This is a genomic window from Hymenobacter sp. H14-R3 (assembly GCF_030063445.1).
Classification (GTDB): domain Bacteria; phylum Bacteroidota; class Bacteroidia; order Cytophagales; family Hymenobacteraceae; genus Hymenobacter.
Genome location: NZ_JASITD010000010.1, coordinates 38,748 through 58,102, shown reverse-complemented (window position 1 = coordinate 58,102; position 19,355 = coordinate 38,748). Strand labels below are relative to the sequence as shown.

The window sequence follows — 19,355 nt, the reverse complement described above, 5'->3', positions numbered from 1 at the left end:
TATTTTATGTTACTTATTCGCAAGCAATGGCCACTTGCAAATAATTCACTAAAACATAATAAGACCAATTTGACTGGGACGGACGGCCACAAAAAAAGCGGGGCAGGAATTACTTCCTGCCCCGCTTATGCGGGTACCCAGCTGGGCCACCAGGGCCGGGGGCAATTAGTTGAAGAGGTAGCGCAGGCCAATCTGGGCCTGCCAGCGCGATACCAGCGTGGTTACGTCGGGGCGGAAGGGCGTGGTGAGCAGCGTGGGGGCCGCTACGGTGCCACCCGCCTGGCGGGGGCTGCTGATGTACTGAAACTGGTACGTGGGCGTGCCCTGGGCATTGTAGCCCGCAAAGGCCAGCGGCTGGGCCGTGTACTGAAACTGCGCCGAGCCCCAGTTACGGTTAATCAGGTTGCCTACGTTGAAGATGTCGATGCTGAATTGCAGGGCGTTGCGGTTCTCCCCAATATTGGTGAAGATATCTTGCAGCACCCGCACGTCAACCTGGTGCTGCCAGGGCAGCGAGGCGCCATTGCGCTCGGCATACTGGCCACGGTGGGCCCGCAGGTAAGGGTCAGCCTGAATGTAGTTTTCCAGGTCGGTGGCCTGCTGGGCGGCGGTGTAGGTGAAGTACGTCACCTTGCTGGCATCAGCAAATACACGGTCTACCAACTGAATCTGGTCGACGCTGGTGGTGCGCGGGATGTACATCAGGTCGTTACCCTGCACGCCATCGCCGTTCATGTCGCCGCCGTAGGTGTACGAGTAGCGGCCGTTGGGCTGACCGTTGTAGAAAGCGGAGAGCGTGGTACCGAGGTGGCCCAGGTAGTTGAAGCGGTACGACACGGAGCCAATTACGCGGTGCGCTACCAAGTACTGCGAGTAGCTGAGTACGTTGGCGTTGGGGTCGCCCGAAACGGGGCGGCCCGACCAGCTCGACTGCGCAATGGTGCCACCATCGTTTACCGAGCGGGCATCGGAATAAGTATAGGCGGCCATGGCATAGAAGCCACTGCTGAAGGTTTTTTGCAGCTGAGCCGTCAGGCTGTATGAATATCCTTTGTTGGTATTGGTGAGCAGAATGGCATCGGTGATGGCGGGGTTGGCGGCCGTAGCGGTAGTGGCCACACCGGCAGGCGTTTGCCCGTAGAGGCGGTTGTAGGGCGATGAGTTTACCCCGCCGGTTCCGTTGGCGGTGTAAAAAATCGGACGGTTATCTGCCCCTGCCGCGCGCTGCGTCGTTACGGGCAAATCCACGTTCTGGAAGTAAACCGCGTTCACATCCTTGGAGTACAGGGCTTCGATAGTAGCCACCACGCCACCGGGCAGCTCGTGGTCTAGGGCCAGGTTAGAGCGCCATACCTGCGGAAATTTGAAGCTACGGTCCGTTACGGCTATGTTGTACTGGGTATTGGCCCCGCCCGCCGCCAGCTGAGTGCGGTACTTGTTGGGGTCGCCACCAAAAGAATAGGGCAGGGCAGCATTGCCCTGAAAGTCAATCGTACCAAACTGCACGCCGTTGTTGCTGGCTTGGTTCGAGAGGTACACGTAGGGCACGCGGCCGGTGAAAATGCCCGTGCCGCCGCGCAACTGCGTTTTGCGGTCGTCGTTCACATCCCAGTTGAAGCCCACGCGGGGCGAATACAGCACCGTGCGCTTGGGCGTCTGGCTGGTGTTCAGCTGAATGCCATCCCGGAAAGTGAGGTTGGCCAGGGCGGTATTTTGCTGAATGGTGGAGTAAATGATGGGCAAGTCGCCCCGGATGCCGTAGGTCAGCTTGAAGTTGCTGGCCGGCGACCACTCATCCTGCAAGTACAGGCCAATCTGGGCGGCGTTGGTTACGGCGAAGGGAAACGAGCCGTCGGCCAGGGCCGAGTAGCGCAACTGGTAGCGCTGGGCCGGGCGCAGGCCATCGGCCTGGGTGCGGGGTGTGGGCTGGCCGCCACTGGTGTAGTTGTAGCCGTAGGGTGCGGTGGCCGTGGAGGCCGAAGCGTAAAAATCCTGCAACGAGTTGTACGTGAACGCACCGTAGTACTGGGGCGCAAAGCCGTTGGTAAACTTATACAGCTCGTTGTAGGTACCTACGGTGAGGTTGTGCTTGCCCAAAAACGCCGTGAAGTTGTCGCCAATCTGGTAGGTGTCGGTGTTCAGGATGTTGAAGGCCGAGAACGGCTCATAGCCAAACGAAGTAAGCGTTTGCGGAGCCGTTACCCGCGCATAAACCGGCTGGCCCGTTTTAGCGTCCGTCGTGATGGGGCTCAGGCCCGAACCAGTGCCGATGTCCACCAGCGGAAACTGCGGAATATCCCCGCCCCCGACCGCCTGCCGGAAGTCGCGGTTAGCGATGTAGCCCGCCGTCAGGTTGTTCGAGTATTTCGTTCCGAACGAGCTGTTCAGCTCCGCGATAATCGAGTTCAGATTGTTGTTGATGCGGTAATACGCCCCAGCGTAGGGCAAGCCGTATATCGTCTGCGCCCGGTTGTTGCCGATAGCGCCCGAGGAGCTGGGCGGCACGTCGCGGTACGACTTGAGGTAGTTGTACTTGATGTTGAAGCGGTGGTTGGCGCTGATGTTCCAGTCGAGCTTGGCCGTAATCTTATCGCTGTTGGAGGCCAGCGAGTAGCCCTGGTACGCGCCGGGGCTGTAGTTATAATTCTGCGTCAGAAAGCTGCTGAGCGCGTCCAGGTCCCGGGCCGAGGCCTGCGATACCGTCTGCCCGTTGGCCGGGTTGCCGGCCGTAGCGGCCTGGTAGTTGCCCGAGGGCGGGTCGGTGCGCAGCTCGCGCTCCGCATTGAGGAAGAAAAACAGCTTGTCCTTGATGATGGGGCCGCCCACGCGGAAGCCGAAGTTCTTGAGGTTGAAGGTAGGCACCGGGTTGTTTACGTCGCCAATCTGCTTGCTCACGTACTTCTGGTCGCGGTAAAAGCCATATACAGAAGCCGATACCTTGTTGGTGCCCGAGCGGGTCACGGCATTCACGTTGGCCCCCGTAAACGAGCCCTGGCGTACGTCGAAGGGCGCGATGCTTACCTGAATCTGGTCGATGGCATCGAGCGAAATCGGCTGGGCGTTGGCCTGCCCGCCAATGGTGCCCGACAGGCCGAAGGCATTGTTGAAGAGCGCGCCGTCGATGGTTACGTTGTTGACGCGGCCATCGCGGCCCCCGAAGCCGCCGCTGCCGCTGGCCTGGGGCGTGAGGCGGGTGTAGTCCGCAAACGAGCGGTTGATGGTGGGCAACTGCTCAATCTGGGCGCGCTGAATGGTAGTGGCTGCGCCCGTACGGTCGGCGTTGATAACCGAGTTCTGGCGGCCCGTTACCGTCACCTCCGTCAGCTGAGTCGAGGCCTCCCCCAGCTTGGTATCGAGGCGAAAGTTTTCGGACAGCGTCAGGTTCACCCCCGTGCGGGTGAAATCCTGGTAGCCCACAAACGACACCTTAATGGTGTAGGGCCCGCCCACGCGCATATTCTGGATGCTGAAGCGGCCCTCGGTATTGGTACCCACGCCGTACTGCGTGTTGGTGGGCGTGTGCACCGCCAGCACGGTAGCGCCCGGCAGGGGCTGGCCCTTGCTATCGGTGATGGTGCCGCTCATAGCGGCCGTGGTGGCACCCTGGCCCCAGCTTAGCTGGGCTACCAGCAGCAGCAACGCCAGCACGAAAGCGTGCCGAAAGTATAGTATTTTCATAAAGAGGGAAAAAAGTAAAAAAGAGCGCAGCGGGTAGGCGCGCAAAGGTACTTCGCCTCTTTAGGCCGCCATATTACGGCAATGTTAACAATCTAAGGGCTAATTGCTTACTAAGCTCCACTGTTTACTAAATACTCATTAAACCTTCATCTATTTTTCACTAAGCCTTCACAAACGGGGCCGTACCGCCCGAATAAACCGGCTCAGGTAATAGTCGGCCTCGAAGCTGTTCTCAATGACGCCCAGCGAAGTAGAGGCGTGAATGAACTCGACGCCCTCGCCATCGACTACCGTCACCATGCCCACGTGCGTGATGACCTGCGAACCGGGCGAGGCCCCAAAAAAAAGAAAATCGCCGGGCTTCAGCTCGGTCGGCTTCACGGGTTGGCCCCATACGGCCTGCTCGTTGCTGGAGCGCGGAATGGTCACGCCGGCCTCGGCAAACGATAACTGGAGCAGCGCCGAGCAGTCCAGGCCCAGGCGCGTGGTGCCGCCAAACAGGTAGGGCGTGCCCTGGTAGCCGCGGGCATTGTCGATGACGCTGGCCAGCGTGCCGGTGGCGTTGCCGGTGCGAAAGGGGCGCTTCACCACCGTTTTGGTGGTGGTTACGCTGCCGCCGGCGGCCGTGGTGGTGGTTCTGGTTTTGGTGCGCGGGGCACTGGGGCGGGCCGTGCGCTGGCCGTGCTTCAGGCGGGCCATGTCGCGGGCCGAGTAGTAGCGGCCGTTGTGCTGGTTGAGCTTGCGCTGGCAGCTGCTGCCGAGCAGTAACAACACGATTACCAGGCCGTAATACCCTCGCCACCCGCCACGGGGGCCCACCCGCCGCGCCGTAGTGAGCACTGTCGCTGTGGGCCTTACCTTCGTTTTTTCACACTGCATTACTGGCAAATATAGCCCAGCGGCCCCCGGCCGCGTTTTTTCACTCATGCAATTCAACGCCCTTACCCCCGCGCTAGTATCTGCTTTCGAGGAGATAGTGAGCCCGGCCCACGTGCTCACGGCCGCCCGCACCGAGGCCCAGCAGTACGAAGCCTACGGCCGCGACCACACCGAGGACCTCCACTTTGCGCCCGACGTGGTGCTGCGCCCCGGCACCGTGGAGGAGGTGAGCGCCATTATGAAGCTCTGCCACGACCACCGGGTGCCCGTAACGGCGCGCGGGGCCGGCACTGGCCTCAGCGGCGGGGCACTGCCCATTCACAACGGCGTGGTGCTCAGCATGGAGCGCTTCAACAAGATTCTCAAAATTGACGAGCGCAACCTGCAAGCGACCGTGGAGCCGGGCGTGGTAACGGAGGCGTTTCAGAACGCGGTGAAGGAAGTGGGCCTGTTTTACCCGCCCGACCCGGCCAGCAAAGGCTCGTGCTTTTTGGGTGGCAACCTCAGCCAGAGCAGCGGCGGCCCCAAGGCTGTGAAGTACGGCACTACCCGCGACTATGTGCTTAACCTACAAGTAGTTCTGCCCACCGGCGAAATTATCTGGACGGGGGCTAACACCCTCAAAAACGCTACCGGCTACAACCTCACCCAGCTCATGGTGGGCTCGGAGGGCACGCTGGGCATCATTACCAAGGCGGTGTTTCGGCTCCTCCCCTACCCGCAGCACAACATTCTGATGCTGGTGCCCTTCCGCCAGGAGGCGCAGGCGGCCGAGGCGGTATCGGCGGTATTTCGGGCGGGCATCATCCCCTCGGGCATGGAGTTTATGGAGCGCGAGGCCATCGCTTGGTCGTCCGACTACCTGAAAATTCCGCTTACTATGCCCGAAGACATTACCGCTCAGTTACTTATCGAGCTGGACGGCCAGGACCTCGACGAGCTCTACAAGGAAGCCGAGCAGGTGTACGGCGTGCTGGAGAAGTACGACGTGGGCGAAATCCTGCTTGCCGACACGGCCGGTCAGAAGGACGACCTCTGGCGCATTCGGCGCAACATCGGCAATTCGGTGCGCTACAACTCCGTATATAAGGAGGAGGACACCGTGGTGCCCCGCGCCGAGCTGCCCACCCTGCTGAAAGGCGTGAAGGAAATCGGCGCCCGCCACGGCTTCAAAACCGTGTGCTACGGCCACGCCGGCGACGGCAACCTGCACGTCAACATCATCCGCGGCACCCTCACCGACGAGCAGTGGAACGTGGGCCTGCGCGAGCCCATTTCGGAGATTTTTGCGCTCTGCGTGAAGCTCGGCGGCACCATCTCGGGCGAGCACGGCATCGGGCTGGTGCAGAAGCAGTACATGCACATTGCCCTAGCCGAAGCCAACCTAAACCTGATGCGCGGCATCAAGCAAGTATTTGACCCACAAGGTATTCTAAACCCAGGCAAGATATTTTAGCAGGTAGCGTAAGCTTTAGCTTGCGAGCAGCTGGCGCTAGGGTCACCCAGGCCCGCATGCTCGCTGCGCTCGCTCGCAAGCTGAAGCTTACGCTACGTACTTCTAGCCCACTACCGCCTTGTACTCGGGCGCGCGGCGGTGCTTGGTGGCCTGCTCATACGCGTAGCCCAGCGCCAGCAGTTCCGCTTCCTTATACGGCGCGCCCACGAACGAAATACCGATGGGCAGGCCGTGCACGTAGCCCATGGGCAGCGTGAGGTGCGGGTAGCCAGCCATGGCCGCCGCGCCCGCATAGCCGGGGCCGGTGCCATATTCGCCATTCACGAGGTCGATGCAAGCGGCCGGGCCGGTGGTGATGCCGACCACGGCAGCCAGGCCGCCGTTGCTTTTCAGGGCCGCGTCGAGGGCGGCGCGGGAGATATCGACCACTTTACGCAGAGCAGTTTTGTATTTGTCGCTGGTAAGGCCGTCGGTTTTTTCGGCCTGCTCCAATATTTCCTGCTGGAAGTAGGGCATCGCCTTGGCGGCGTTGGCCTTGTTGAAGGCGATAACGTCGGCCAGGGTTTTGACCGGGGCCTTGGTGCCGGCCAGGTACTTGTTCACGCCGTCTTTAAACTCATAGAGCAGCACGTCGAACTCGGCCTCGCCGATGGGCTGGGTGGGGGTGCGCACATCTACTTCTACTACCGTGGCACCCTGGGCTTTGAGGGCGGCCACCGCCTGGCGTAGCAGCTCGCCGCCGGCGGTTTGGCTGGCAAGGTGGCTTTTTTCTACGCCTAGCTTCTGGCCCTTCAGGGCGTCGGGGCGCAGCAGGCGGGTGTAGTCGGCGGCTTTGGCCGGGTTGCGGGCCGAAACCGTGACGGCATCAGCGGGGTCGGGGCCGGCCAGCGCGCCCAGCAAAATGGCCGCATCGCGCACGCTGCGGGCCATGGGGCCGGCCGTATCCTGGGTGGCCGAAATGGGAATGATGCCCGTGCGGCTCACCAGCCCCACGGTGGGCTTGAGGCCCACCAAGCCGTTGCACGAGCTGGGCGACACGATGGAGCCGTTGGTTTCGGTGCCCACCGCCACGGCGCACAGGCTGGCCGAAGCCGCCGCGCCCGAGCCGGCGCTGCTGCCGCTGGGCGTGCGGTCAATCACGTTGGGGTTGTGGGTTTGGCCGCCGCGGCTGCTCCAGCCGCTCACCGAATGCGTCGAGCGGAAGTTGGCCCACTCGCTTAAGTTGGTTTTACCCAGAATGATAGCCCCAGCCGCTCGCAGCTGCTTGGCCACGTGCGCATCTTGGGCGGCGTGGTGGCCGGCCATGGCCAGCGCGCCGGCGGTGGTCTGCATCTGGTCGCCGGTGTCGATATTGTCCTTTATCAATACCGGGATGCCGTGCAGCGGACCGCGCAGCTTGCCGGCCTTGCGCTCTTTGTCGAGGTCGTCGGCGATGCGCAAGGCGTCGGGGTTCAGCTCGATAATAGCGTTCAGGCCAGGGCCGGCCTTGTCGATGGCCGCAATGCGGCTGAGGTAGGCTTGGCACAGGCGGCGGCTAGTGAGGCCGTCTTGCAGCATCTTTTGCAAGTCATTGATTGTTAATTCAATAACATCTACCTCTTTATCAAATATTGCGTTGGAGGGCAGTTCAGCCAGCGCCGCATCGGGCAAGGTGGCGGCGGTGGCAGCTAGTGGCAGGAGTGCGGAAGCTAGCGCGGCCTGCGTGCTCTGCTGAAGAAATTGGCGGCGTTGCATCATAGCGGTGAAAACGTGGGAAAGTGACCCCGACCAGGGGGCCACCAAATGTAAGCCCGGCTACCCGCAGCAAGGCCAGCCGAACACCAGCCGCGCCGGGGCGTATAGCTAAGCGGTAATCCTTTTCCGTTCCCACCCTCCATCCTTTCTCCTAGCCCGTCAACTCATGCCAACTCTCAACGACCAGCCCAACGATATTGCCGGCAACCGCCCCAGCCAGCCAGCCAACGAAACCGCCAAAATGGGAGCCGACGCCCAAAACACCAACGCCAACAGCTCGCTCCAGCCAGCCACGCCGGCTATGCAGTCGGGCGAGGCGACTCCCACTCCTTCGCTTTCCAGCAAAGAGCTGTTCGACAGCGAAATGGCCGCTGGCCAGGGAGCCGTGGAGGAAGGCGGCAAGCAGGAAAACCGCGAAGCCAACCCCGCCGATGTGCAACCCCAGCCCACCGGCGATGCCCAAAACCTGCACCAGCTAGCCGATAAAACCACCCCGCCCGCCCCCGCCCCCAGCCCCGACAACACTGCGCCGCCTTCTACCAAAGAGCTGGTTGACAGCGAGATGGCCGCCGGCGAGGGAGCCGTGGAGGAAGGTGGCGAGCAGGAAAACCGCGAGGCCAGCCCCGCCGACGTATCAGCCCCCGCCAACAACGCAGCCCAGCCCAACGTGTACGGCGGCAACTTTGGCAACGACGTGCAGGGCAGCTTCCGAGACCTTACCCGCGCCGATAACCAGCGCGCCGATGCCAACCGGGGCGAGTTTGGCGAGCAGGGTACCCTGGGCGCTACCCACGGCGGCTACGGCAACCAGTTTCGCGAGGTGAACACGGCCGCCGAGCACCCCGCCGCCGAGGCCACTGAAGAAAAGTATTACGGCGAGGGCGCGTCGCGGCCCGGCCTCCAGCACAACGCCTACCGCGACTACGATGGACAGGACCGCAACCCCGCCGAGCAGGGCCACGCCGTGCGCGACACGCCCCCCGTGCCCACCGCATCGTTTGGCGATAACATAGCTGACCGCCAGACCGATGGCCGCGGCAACGTGCAGGACAACCGTAACCTACCCAGTAAAGAAGGTGCCACGGCCGCCTTTCAGAACGATAATGGTTCGCCCACCGTCGGCAGTGCCTACGCGGCCGACTACGGCCATACCTCGGGGGTAGGCCTGCCGGCCGGCGCTACGGCCAACCACCTTGCGATGGGCCCCAACGGCCACGGCGAGGCAGCGGATGAGCGCTCGTCGCGCGGGGGCTACGACAACCAGGGCACCCAGGGCGGCCGCAGCCACGACCAGCAGCCGGGCGGCAACGCCCCCGCCGGCCAGGGTGCCCCCGCCCCCGTCAACTCGCCCGATACTATGCAAGCGCCCGGCTACGGCTATGGCCACGGCCGCAGCGAGGAAGCCCCGGCGGGCAACCCCAATACCGGCGACTCGCGCAACGGCTTTGGCCCGGCGGGCTCCAAGGAGGGCGACGTCAGCCAGGGCCACGGCTCGAAGGGCGGCTCCTACGACGATGAGAACCCCGGCGCCCGCGGCCCGGAATACGACAACTTTACCAGCCAGGACAAAGCCCAGAACTACGGCCAGGACAAGCGCGACGATTTCCGGCCTGCCGACGGCGACAAGCCCCAGGATGCCGACGATACCGCCCCGCGCCGCAACGCCGGGCGGGACAATCAGTAAATGGCGTAGTTGAGTAAATGAGTAAGGGGTGCAGGAGTAATGTCGTGCTGATTCAATGAACAACAGCACTCCTGCACCCCTTACTCATTTACTCAACTACCCCTTTACCGATGCACTTTCATGTCGATATCGTACTTATAGCGCGGCGGGCCGCCCAGGGGCACGGCAAAGAAGGGCAGCGCCGTGTCGTACTGGTCGGTTACGTAGAACACCACGTCGTTGAAGATGGGCGCGGTACTTACCAGCCGAAAATCCAGTGACAAGCCGTGCTCCTTGGTGTCGATGGGCAGGATGCTGCTCGTCCACTGCCCATCGCCGCTCACGGGGGCCGCGTGGCCGTTTTTTGCTATGCTGAATACGGTGAGCTTGGCCGAGTTATCCATGTCGAAATTGCTCTGCTTGATACTGACAACTCCTTCATTAGCAAAGGGGTAGAGGTGCAGCGTAACGGCCCGGCCAGGGGCCGCCGCCGGAATGCGAAAGCAGTACTCGTAGGTGAAGGCGTTGCCCCCCGGAATAGGCACGTTTTCGGTGGGGCTGCTGCTGAGGAAGAAGCGATAGAGGTTGCCGTCGTTGCCGCTCAGCCCGCGCACCACTACCTTATATACGTAGCCCTGAAACTGGCCTACCAGCTCGCCCTCCAGCGGGTTGAGGGGGCCGAAGTTGAAATACTTGCCATCGTAGGCTGGGTCTTCGCCAAAAACCTGCTGCTTGAGCAGGCGGCCGGTGGGCGGCGCGGCGGGGCTGACCGGCCGCGGGTCGGTAGCGCCTTTGGCCGAGTGCGTGCCCGGCCCGCCGTAGAGGCTGAACTCGGTGCGGGTATTAAACTGGCCCACCTTGGCATCGAGCTGCCCTCCGCAATCGGGGTCAAACACCCGGATGTAGAGGGGCCGCCGCTCGGTGGCGGGCACTAGAAAGAAGAAGGTTTGGGTAAAATCGTCGTCGCCGCTGGTGATGGGGGCCTGCGCGCCAAAGGTGACCAGGCTTTCTATTTTCTCGCCTGGGTTGGGCACGGCCTGGGCCGCCACTCTGCCTGCCACTCCTAGCAACAAGCCAAGCAGACAGCAGAAGTGACGGAGAAGAGAAGCGGGTTTATGCATAAGCCAACGGGAAAAGGCATGGAGGCAGGTAGTACTAATCCGGCCTACGCCGTAATATTACAACTTAAACGCAGCGCCTTGCCCGGCATTCCTCCGCATATGAGTGCTTCCGCACGCGATACAACCGAGTTTTTCGACCAACTCACCAACAAGGTGCTGGCCCTGCGCGTGCTCTCGCACCAGCGCCTGCGCCCCCTCACCTCGGAGCAGCTCAACCGCCGCCCCGGCTACGATAAGTGGAGCGCCGCCCAGTGCCTGGAACACCTCAACCTAGTGGGTGGCTACTACCTGCCCAACCTCAAGGCGCGCCTGCGGCTGGCCCAGGCCAGTGGCTCTACGGCCGGCGCGCAGGTGCGCAGCGGCTGGCTTGGCCGCTACTTCACCTCCACCACGCAAGACCGCAACGGCTTGGGCGACAACCTGTTGCGCCGCCCCAAGCAGTACGCGCCCACCGGCACCCGCCTCACCGGCACGGTCGTCGAGTCGTTCAACCGCCAGCTCGATGAGCTGCTGCGCCTGCTGCTGCTGGCCCGCCAGGTCGATGCCGGTGCCGTGCGCATACCTAACCCGCTGTACCCCTGGCTGCGCCTGCGCCTCACCGATGTGTTTGAGGCGCTCGTCATTCACCTGCAGCGCTACGTGAAGCAAGCTGAGCAGGTAGCAGTCGCTACGGCTAATAAATAGATAATCTAATAGTTACGCTGACAAACTGAGGGCCACGCCAAACAAGGACGTCCTGCTGAACGCAGTGAAGCATCTCTACCTCGTCATTCAACGATGCGGTAGAGATGCTTCACTTTGTTCAGCAGGACGTTCTTATTTCCTCCCTTTCAGCTGCGCTTTATTCCTGATACAGCACCTGCAACACCGTCTGGCCCACGGCCTTCAGCGTTTTGCGGTCGATGAGGCTCATGTTGTCGGCCGTGGTGTGGTGATAGGCCGGGAAGTATTCGCCGCCGTAGGCAGGGTGGTCGTAGATATCGATGGTGGGCACGCCGGCGTCATTGGCGTACTTATGGTCGTCGAGAATCTCGCTCGTATCGTTGAATAGGAAATAGTCGGAATATCCAATTTTAGCGGCTGTATTCCACACCTTGTCCACCACCGGGCGGGCGTTTCTCAGCGAGAGGGCCTCGCGGGTGAAGTGGCCGCCTTTGGCCCCTACCATGTCGAGCAAAATGCCGTACTCGGCCTTGTAGCCGGCGGGCACCAGGTTTTTGGCCCAGTACTGCGAGCCCAGGCACCACGAGTCGGTGCCGGCGGGCAGCTTGTTGGGCACATCGGCCTGGCTGGTTTCGTCATGGCCCCAGTCTTCGGCATCAAACAGGATGATGTCGACGCCCACGTTGGGGGCCTGGCCAGCGGGCTGCTGGCTGATGCTGCGGGCTATTTCGAGGGCCGTAGCCACGGCGCTAGCCCCGTCGCTGGCCCCGTCCATGGGCTTGTTTTTCTTGGTTCCCTTGTCGGCATCGGCAAAAGGGCGGGTATCCCAGTGCGCAAAAATGGCCACGCGCCGCGCCGTCTGGGGCTGGTACTGGGCAATAATGTTGCGGCCCTTAATGCGCGTGCCATCAAAGGTATTAGCCTCAAAGGGCTGCTCGCGCACGCTCAAGCCAAACTGCTTTAGCTTGGCCACCAGGTAGTTGCCGCAGGCCACGTGGGCCTTGGAGTTGGGCACGCGCGGGCCGAAGGCCACCTGCTTGGCCGTGTAGGCGTAGGCCGAATCGGCGTTGAAGGCCGGGGCTTTGATGGCCGCCGCTGCCACGGGCGGCGCGGCCGTTTCGACGGGCTTTTCGGCGGGGCAGGCGGTGAGCAGGACCAAGCCGGCCACGGCGAGCAGCGAAAATTGAAAACGTTGAGCACGCATAGAAAACAGTTGTCATCCTGAGCTTGCGAAGGACCTTATCACGCCCGCGCCGCTTGAGTTAGTAGTTCTGACGAAGGCAGCCGTGATAAGATGCTTCCTGCGTCAGCCTGACAAACTTCTGGGTTTAGTCTTCGCTATACGCCCACTCGACGCCGGTTTTGGTGTCTTTGATGACGATGCCCTGGGTTTTGAGGGCGGCACGAATCTGGTCTACTTTGTCGTAGGCTTTCTCCGCTTTGGCTTCCTGGTAAAAGCCCAGGGCCAGGGCCAGCAGCTCTTCGGCGCTGGCGCGGGGCTCGTCGCACAGGCCCAAGATGTCAGTGACCAGGGTGCGGTAGGCGGCGCTGGTTTCGGCCACGGCTTCGGGGCTCACCTCGGCCAGGGCCACGGGGCTGGTAGCCAGCGTATTGAAGCGCTTAAGCAGGTCGAATATAGCGGCCACAGCGCGGGGCGTATTGAGGTCGTCGTTGAGAAACTCGAAGGGCTTTTGGCTTAGCGCGGTTAGCTGCTGGCTGTTGGCGGTTAGCTTTTCGGCGTCAATCTCAACCTCCGCAGTTCGCGTTTCCAGTTTGCCGCTATCCAGCAGGCGCAGGCCGTTCATGAGCTTGCGGTAGCCTTTGCGGGCGGCTTGCAGGGCGTCGTCGCTGAGGTCGATGGGCGAGCGGTACTGGGCTTGCAGGAAGAAGAAGCGCAGCGTCATGGGCGAGTAGGCCTGCGACAGCGCCGCGCTCTGGCCCTGAAACATCTCGTTGAGCGTCACGAAGTTGCCCAGCGACTTACTCATCTTCTGGCCGTTCACGGTCAGCATATTATTGTGCAGCCAGAAGCGCGCGCCGGTGCCGGGCGTGGCGCTGGCCTCGTTCTGGGCAATTTCGCACTCGTGGTGCGGAAACATGAGGTCGAGACCGCCACCGTGAATGTCGAACTCGGCCCCGAGGTACTTGCGGCTCATGGCCGAGCATTCGAGGTGCCAGCCGGGGAAGCCTTCGCCCCAGGGCGAGGGCCAGCGCATCAGGTGCTCAGGGGCCGCGTTTTTCCACAGCGCGAAGTCGGTGGGCGAGCGCTTTTCGTCCTGGCCGGCCAGCTCGGTGCGGGTGCCGGCCAGCAGCTCCTCCACCACGCGGCCCGAGAGGCGGCCGTAGCTCAGGCCCTCGGCGTTGTACTTGGGCACGTCGAAATACACCGAGCCGTTGGCCTCGTAGGCCAGGCCGCGCGCCATAATCTCCTCAATAAGCGCGATTTGCTCGGTGATGTGGCCGCTGGCCTGGGGCTCGATATCGGGGGGCAGGCAGCCAAGGGCGGCCATGGCCTGGCGATAGCGAACGGTGTAGTGCTGAGCCACTTGCATAGGCTCCAACTTTTGGGCGCGGGCGGTTTTGGCGAGTTTGTCCTCGCCGTCGTCGGCATCGCCCACGAGGTGGCCCACGTCGGTGATGTTGCGCACGTAGCGCACCTGGTAGCCCAGGTAGCGCAGGTAGCGCGTGAGCACGTCGAACACGATGGGGCCGCGCGCGTTGCCCAGGTGGGCATCGTTGTACACGGTGGGGCCGCAGAGGTAGAGGCCCACCAGCGGCGGGTGCACGGGCGCGAAAGATTCCTTTTTGCGGGTGAGCGTATTATAAAGCGTCAGCATTTTTTCAGTCATCAAGTAGCAGTCATCAGGTAGCAGGCGGGCTGCTTGTTGAGGAATGGGCGGTAGCCAACGGCAAAGGTCCGGCAAAGTTTGGCAACTGAACGGTTTGTAGGGTAAGCTTTAGCTTGCCGGGCGTTTGGGCAGGTGGGCAAACGGTAAGCTTGAGGCTCATAGGCAACCAACGCCCGGCAAGCTAAAGCTTACCCTACAGACCGTTCAACTCGTACAGCGCCTCCACCGGGAAGTGGTCGGAATACAGGATTTCGGTGTGAATGCGGCAGGCCAGCACCCGCCACTGGGGGCCGGCAAACTGCTGGTCGATGCGCAAAAGCGGGGGCAGGTGGCCGTGGTAGGTGTTGCCCGGCCCAAAGCCCACGGTGGCCCAGGCGTTTTGGAGCGGGCCGGCCAGGCGGTTGTAGGCGTAGGAATAGGGCAGGTCGTTGAGGTCGCCGGCCAGCAGCACCGGGTAGGGCGAGCGCTGAATGTGGGCCAGCAGCGTATCGGCCTGCCAGGCGCGGGCCGCCGCGCCGCGCACAAAGCGCCCGAGCAGGCCCCGGCCCTTGCGCTGCAAACCGGCCTTGCTGGTGCCAGCGGCCACAATATCGTTCTCGTCCATGCTCATGCTTTGGAGGTGCACGTTGAAAACCCGCACCGTGTCGCGGCGGCCGGGGCCGGCCACATCGACCCACATGGCGTGGTTCTGGCTGAGGCGGCCAAAGGCGATTTCGCCCCGCCCCACAATGGGCAGCCGCGAAAAAATAGCCAGCCCAAACTCGGCCCCCGCGCTATTAGTGAGGCTCTTGGACACGAATACCTGCCGCCCACGCTGCGGCCCCAGCTTGTCGGCCACCCGAAACAGGTCGCCATCGGCCGTGCGCGTGCCGGCCGGCTCCTGGTAAAACTCCTGCAAGCACAGCACATCGGCGGGGCTGGCGGCCAGCCAGGCCATGGCGCGGGCCGGCGCAGTAGGGTCGGCCTTGCGCAGGTGCGCATACACGTTGAAAATCCGCACGTTGGCCGACAGCAAACGCAACGTATTGGTTTTCTGATTTTTAACTACAGACTCTTGATTATCTGCTAATTGCTTATTGTTAACTGTTAAATGCAGCGGCAGCCCGCGCTGCACCTGCGGCCAGGCCAGCGCCAGCGCGGCCAGCGGCAGCAGCGCAATGCGCCGGCCCCGCAAGCCCCAGCCTAGCGCCAGCAGCCCCGTGAGCGCCAGCCACAGCGGCACCGTGAGGGCCAGCAGCGGGGCCAGGGCCAATTGCCCGGCCGGCACCCGCTCGGCGGCCACACTCAGCAGCAGGCCCACGAGCACGAGCAGGGTAAAACGATAAGAAAGCAAACGGCGCACAACGGGCCGGGCGCGCGTAAGCTGGCCCCCGACCCGACAAAAATACGGCCTTTCGCGCCCGGCGGTGGGCGGGCGGGCTCACTGCGGTTTGCGGGTTGGTTTCGCGCCGGTCGGCCGGCGCTAGCCGGCCGACCGGTTGTCGTTGACCCGCCCGACATACTAAACTGGTCGGCCGGCGCGAGCTGGCCGACCGGAGTAGCGGCCAACCTGAAAACTGCGCTAGCTTTACTAGCCACTCGCACCGACCATTTTATATGCAGAAGAATTTTTACGCTGGTCTTCTTTATTTACTTGCGCTCAGTGGGCCCAGCTGGGCGCAGTCGAGCGCCGGGCGCGCCCCAGCGGCCGTAGCCCTGCCGGCCGACGAGGCCCCGAGCCTGGAGTTTGTGGCCAACAAAGGCCAGTGGCCGGCGGCGGTGCGCTACGCGGCGGCCGTGCCGGGCGGCCACCTGTGTCTGGAGCCGGGCGGCCTGCGCTACAGCCTGTTGCAGCCCATTGAGCACCCGCACGCGGGGCCGGGCCACGCCGCCGCCAAAGCGGCCCCGGCCCGCGCGGCGGCCGCGGCGCCGCCCGGCGGCGCGGCCCCCATCAAGGGCCACCAGCTGCGGGTGCGCTTTGTGGGGGCCGACACTACCACCGCGCTGCAACCCAGCCAGCCCACCGGCCAAGTGCGCAACTACCTGCACGGCAACGACCCCGCCCGCTGGGCCAGCGCCGTGCCCGGCTACCGGCAGGTGCGCTACGATGCACCGTGGCCGGGCGTGGCCGCCCGCTTCTACGAAAACGCCACCCAGCACCTGGAGTACGACTTTGAGGTGGCGGCCGGGGCCGATGCGCGCCGCGTGCAGCTGCGCTACGAGGGCGCTACCGGCCTCACGCTCAGCGCCGATGGCCAGCTGCACGTGGGCACCTCGGTGGGCGAGCTTACCGAGCTGCTGCCCCACGCCTACCAGCTCGATGCGGCCACCGGCCAGCGCCAGCCGGTGGCCTGCCACTACCGCCTGCGCCCGGCCCCCGAAAACCTGGTTTCGTTTGAACTGGGGGCGTACGACCACGCCCGGCCGCTGATTATTGACCCCACGGTGGTGTTCTCGACCTACTCGGGGGCGCGGGGCAGCAACTGGGGCTTCACGGCGGCCTACGACGCGGCGGGCAACATGTACTCGGGTGGTATTGTGCTCGATGACTTGTTGACCCTGCCGAGCTTCCCGACCACGATGGGCGCTTACCAGACTACGTTTGCGGCCGTTATCGACATAGCGCTCATCAAGTATAACCCGGCCGTTAACGGGGGGGCGGCGCGGGTGTGGGCCACCTACCTGGGCGGCAACCGGGCCGATTTCCCAAGCAGCCTGGTAGTCAATGCCCAGAACGAATTGCTGGTGCTGGGCAGTACGTCGTCCACCGATTACCCCACCACGGCCGGGGCGGTGCAAAGCCGGTTTCAGGGCGGCAGTTCGGTCGACCCCTTCGGCGACGGTGGGCCGGGCGTGTACCGGGTGAGCAACGGCACCGACATTGTGGTGACGCGCCTCAGCGCCAGCGGCGGCGGGCTGGCCGCCTCCACCTACCTGGGCGGCACCGCCAACGACGGCATTGCGGCCTACGTGCCCAGCTCGGCCGCGCGCCAACTACCTCAAAACTACGGCGATGCGCTGCGCGGCGACATCCTGACCGATGCGCAGGGCAACGTGTACATCGCGTCGGTTACGGGCTCCGGCAGCTTCCCTACCACGGCCGGCAGCTTTGCCAGCCGCTACCAAGGCGGCACCTGCGACGCCGTGGTGTGCAAGCTCACCCCGGGCCTCAACCGCCTGGTTTGGAGCGGCTTCCTGGGCGGCAGCGGCGCCGATGCGGCCTACTCCATCCAGCTCGATGCGACCGGCAATGCCTACGTAGCGGGCGGCACGCTCAGCCCCAGCTTTCCGGGCACCGCGGGCGGCTACCAACCGCGGGCGAAGGGCAACGTGGATGGCTACGTGGCCCGCATCGCGGCCGATGGCAGCGCCGTGCAGCGGGCTACCTACCTGGGTACCAGCGCCTACGACCAGGCGTTTTTTGTGCAGCTCGGGGCCGATGCCGGCGTGTACGTGCTGGGCCAGACGCTGGGCACCTGGCCCGTATCGGCGGGCGCGTACCACAACCCCGGCAGCCGGACGTTCATCCAGAAGCTGAGTCCCGATTTAGATAAAGCCCTGATAAGCACCGTAATAGGCAGCGGGCGCAACACCCTCGATATCTCGCCCACCGCCTTCCTGGTAGACCAGTGCGACCGGGTGTACGTGTGCGGTTGGGGCGGTGAGGTAAATGGCTTTCGCACCCCCATTTATACCTACCCCAGCTTCGTCAACCAAAACGGCTATACCCACGGCATGCCCACCACCGCCAACGCCGTGCGCCAGGCCCCCGATACGCCGGGCGCGGGCTCCGATTTTTACCTGGCGCAGTTCGCGCCCGGCCTCACGGCCCTCACCTACGGCACGTTCTTCGGCGACGCCACCCCCAACTCGGAGGGCGACCACGTGGACGGCGGCACCTCGCGCTTCGACCCCCGCGGCGTGGTGTACGCGGCGGCCTGCTCGTGCTCCAACCGTAACGGCTTCCCGGTGCCGCCGGGCGCGTTTTCGTACTCGCCCGTCAATGGCTCAATCTCCACGCCGGCCCAGGGTAGCTCGCCGCTGTGCAACAACGCCGCCTTCAAGCTCAACTTTGAGCCCACCGTGGCGGCCGTGGGCCAGGACCAGACGCTGTGCGTGAGCTCGCCGCCGCTGGCGTTGGGGGGCCTGCCCAGCGGTGGCTTCTGGGCGGGGCCGGGCGTGTCGGGGTCGGTAGCGGCGGGCTTCATCTTCACCCCCAGCCTGGCGCTGGTGGGTACCCAGGCCCTCACCTACACCGTACCCGGGGCCACGGCAGCCTGCACGGCCTCGGCCCGATTACTCATTACGGTGAGCAACCCGGTGCGGGCGGTGGTGGCAGCCCTGCCGGCAGTGTGCGCCAGCGCCGGGCCGCTGGCCCTCACGGGCGGCAGCCCCGCCGGCGGCACCTGGAGCGGGCCTGGTGTAACTTCTTCATCAAGTGGTAGTTATACATTCACCCCCAGCCAGGCCCTGGTAGGCACCCAAACCCTCACCTATTCGGTGGCGGCCGTGGCGGCCTGCGGCACCAGCAGCAGCCAGGCTACCGTCACCATTAAGGTGCTGCCGGCACCCGTGGTAACGGTGCCCGCCGATACGGTGCTGTGCCCCGGCAGCGGGCAGGCGTTCCGGCTGCGCGGCTTGCCGGCGGGCGGCACCTGGGCTGGGCCGGGCGTATCGGCAAGCGGCGTGTTTACGCCCCCCACTACACCGGGCACGGTGGCCCTCACGTATACCGTGGCCCCGGCGGCGGGCTGCGCGGCCTCGGCCACGCGGCGCGTGACGCTGCTGGCCGTGCCGGTGCTGGCCCCGGTACTGGTGCCGGGTACCTGCGTGCCCAGTACGGTAGCGCCGCTGCTGGTGCGCTTCAGCCAGCCGGCGGCCGAGCTACCCGCTGGCGCGGTGCTCACCTGGAATTTTGGCGACAGCACGGCCGTCGCCACGGGCCCCGATGTGACGCATACCTACCTCAAGGCCGGTACTTTCCGGCCCCGCGTCACGCTCAGCTTCAACCAGGGCCGTTGCAGCCAGGCGCTGAACCTACCCCCGGTAACGGTACAGGAGATGCTGATTCCCAACATCTTCACGCCCAATGCCGACGGCCAAAACGACCTCTTCACCCCGCGCCTGGGGGGCTGCCCGCCCCGCCTGCAAGTGTTTTCGCGCTGGGGCCAGCAAGTGTACGAAAACGCCGCCTACCAAAACACCTGGGATGGCGCGGGCCTGGCCCCCGGCGTATACTACTACTTGCTCACGCCGCCCGACGGCACGGCCGCCATCAAGGGCTGGGTAGAGCTGGTGCGGTAAAGGGGCTGAGTTTGAATGCGTACGTTTGT

11 protein-coding genes are annotated in these 19,355 nt (G+C 63.9%); 4 read left to right on the top strand and 7 right to left on the bottom strand.

What is annotated here, in order from left to right; translation table 11 throughout:
* Positions 1 to 165: 165 nt before the first annotated feature.
* Together QMK33_RS10975 and QMK33_RS10970 are read right to left on the bottom strand one after the other, a co-directional pair.
* On the bottom strand, positions 166 to 3,678 hold the full coding sequence (locus QMK33_RS10975) for a TonB-dependent receptor (RefSeq protein WP_283564629.1): 3,513 nt from the start codon (positions 3,676 to 3,678) through the stop codon (positions 166 to 168).
* A gap of 168 nt (positions 3,679 to 3,846) precedes the next feature.
* Entirely contained in the window at positions 3,847 to 4,452 is a 606-nt protein-coding gene (locus tag QMK33_RS10970; RefSeq protein WP_283564628.1) for a C40 family peptidase, read from the bottom strand.
* A gap of 151 nt (positions 4,453 to 4,603) precedes the next feature.
* On the opposite strand from QMK33_RS10970, the gene QMK33_RS10965 reads away from it, so the two are divergent.
* A complete protein-coding gene (locus QMK33_RS10965; protein ID WP_283564627.1) occupies positions 4,604 to 6,013 on the top strand; it encodes an FAD-binding oxidoreductase in 1,410 nt (469 codons plus the stop codon).
* A gap of 102 nt (positions 6,014 to 6,115) precedes the next feature.
* Here QMK33_RS10965 and QMK33_RS10960 read toward each other — a convergent pair whose 3' ends face one another.
* Complete coding sequence (locus tag QMK33_RS10960; RefSeq protein WP_349361730.1) at positions 6,116 to 7,750, bottom strand: amidase; 1,635 nt, start codon at positions 7,748 to 7,750, stop codon at positions 6,116 to 6,118.
* A gap of 163 nt (positions 7,751 to 7,913) precedes the next feature.
* On the opposite strand from QMK33_RS10960, the gene QMK33_RS10955 reads away from it, so the two are divergent.
* Positions 7,914 to 9,431: a hypothetical protein gene (locus tag QMK33_RS10955; protein ID WP_283564626.1), complete on the top strand. Its 1,518-nt coding sequence runs from the start codon at positions 7,914 to 7,916 to the stop codon at positions 9,429 to 9,431.
* Positions 9,432 to 9,535: 104 nt separating this feature from the next.
* Here the strand turns inward: QMK33_RS10955 and QMK33_RS10950 are convergent, their stop codons facing one another.
* A complete protein-coding gene (locus QMK33_RS10950) occupies positions 9,536 to 10,471 on the bottom strand; it encodes a hypothetical protein (RefSeq protein ID WP_283564625.1) in 936 nt (311 codons plus the stop codon).
* Between the two features lie 159 nt (positions 10,472 to 10,630).
* On the opposite strand from QMK33_RS10950, the gene QMK33_RS10945 reads away from it, so the two are divergent.
* Complete coding sequence (locus tag QMK33_RS10945; protein ID WP_283564624.1) at positions 10,631 to 11,215, top strand: DinB family protein; 585 nt, start codon at positions 10,631 to 10,633, stop codon at positions 11,213 to 11,215.
* Between the two features lie 157 nt (positions 11,216 to 11,372).
* On the opposite strand, the gene QMK33_RS10940 is transcribed toward QMK33_RS10945, so the two are convergent.
* From QMK33_RS10940 to QMK33_RS10930, 3 genes are all read right to left on the bottom strand, one after another.
* Entirely contained in the window at positions 11,373 to 12,398 is a 1,026-nt protein-coding gene (locus tag QMK33_RS10940) for a M28 family peptidase (protein WP_283564623.1), read from the bottom strand.
* 124 nt (positions 12,399 to 12,522) lie between these two features.
* Entirely contained in the window at positions 12,523 to 14,043 is a 1,521-nt protein-coding gene (gene cysS / locus QMK33_RS10935; protein ID WP_283564622.1) for a cysteine--tRNA ligase, read from the bottom strand.
* A gap of 193 nt (positions 14,044 to 14,236) precedes the next feature.
* On the bottom strand, positions 14,237 to 15,385 hold the full coding sequence (locus QMK33_RS10930; protein WP_283564621.1) for an endonuclease/exonuclease/phosphatase family protein: 1,149 nt from the start codon (positions 15,383 to 15,385) through the stop codon (positions 14,237 to 14,239).
* A gap of 254 nt (positions 15,386 to 15,639) precedes the next feature.
* Here QMK33_RS10930 and QMK33_RS10925 point away from each other — a divergent pair, with 254 nt between their 5' ends.
* Positions 15,640 to 19,326 carry a DUF7948 domain-containing protein gene (locus QMK33_RS10925; RefSeq protein WP_283564620.1) on the top strand — a complete coding sequence of 1,229 codons (3,687 nt, stop codon included), beginning with the start codon at positions 15,640 to 15,642 and terminating at the stop codon, positions 19,324 to 19,326.
* Positions 19,327 to 19,355: the final 29 nt, after the last annotated feature.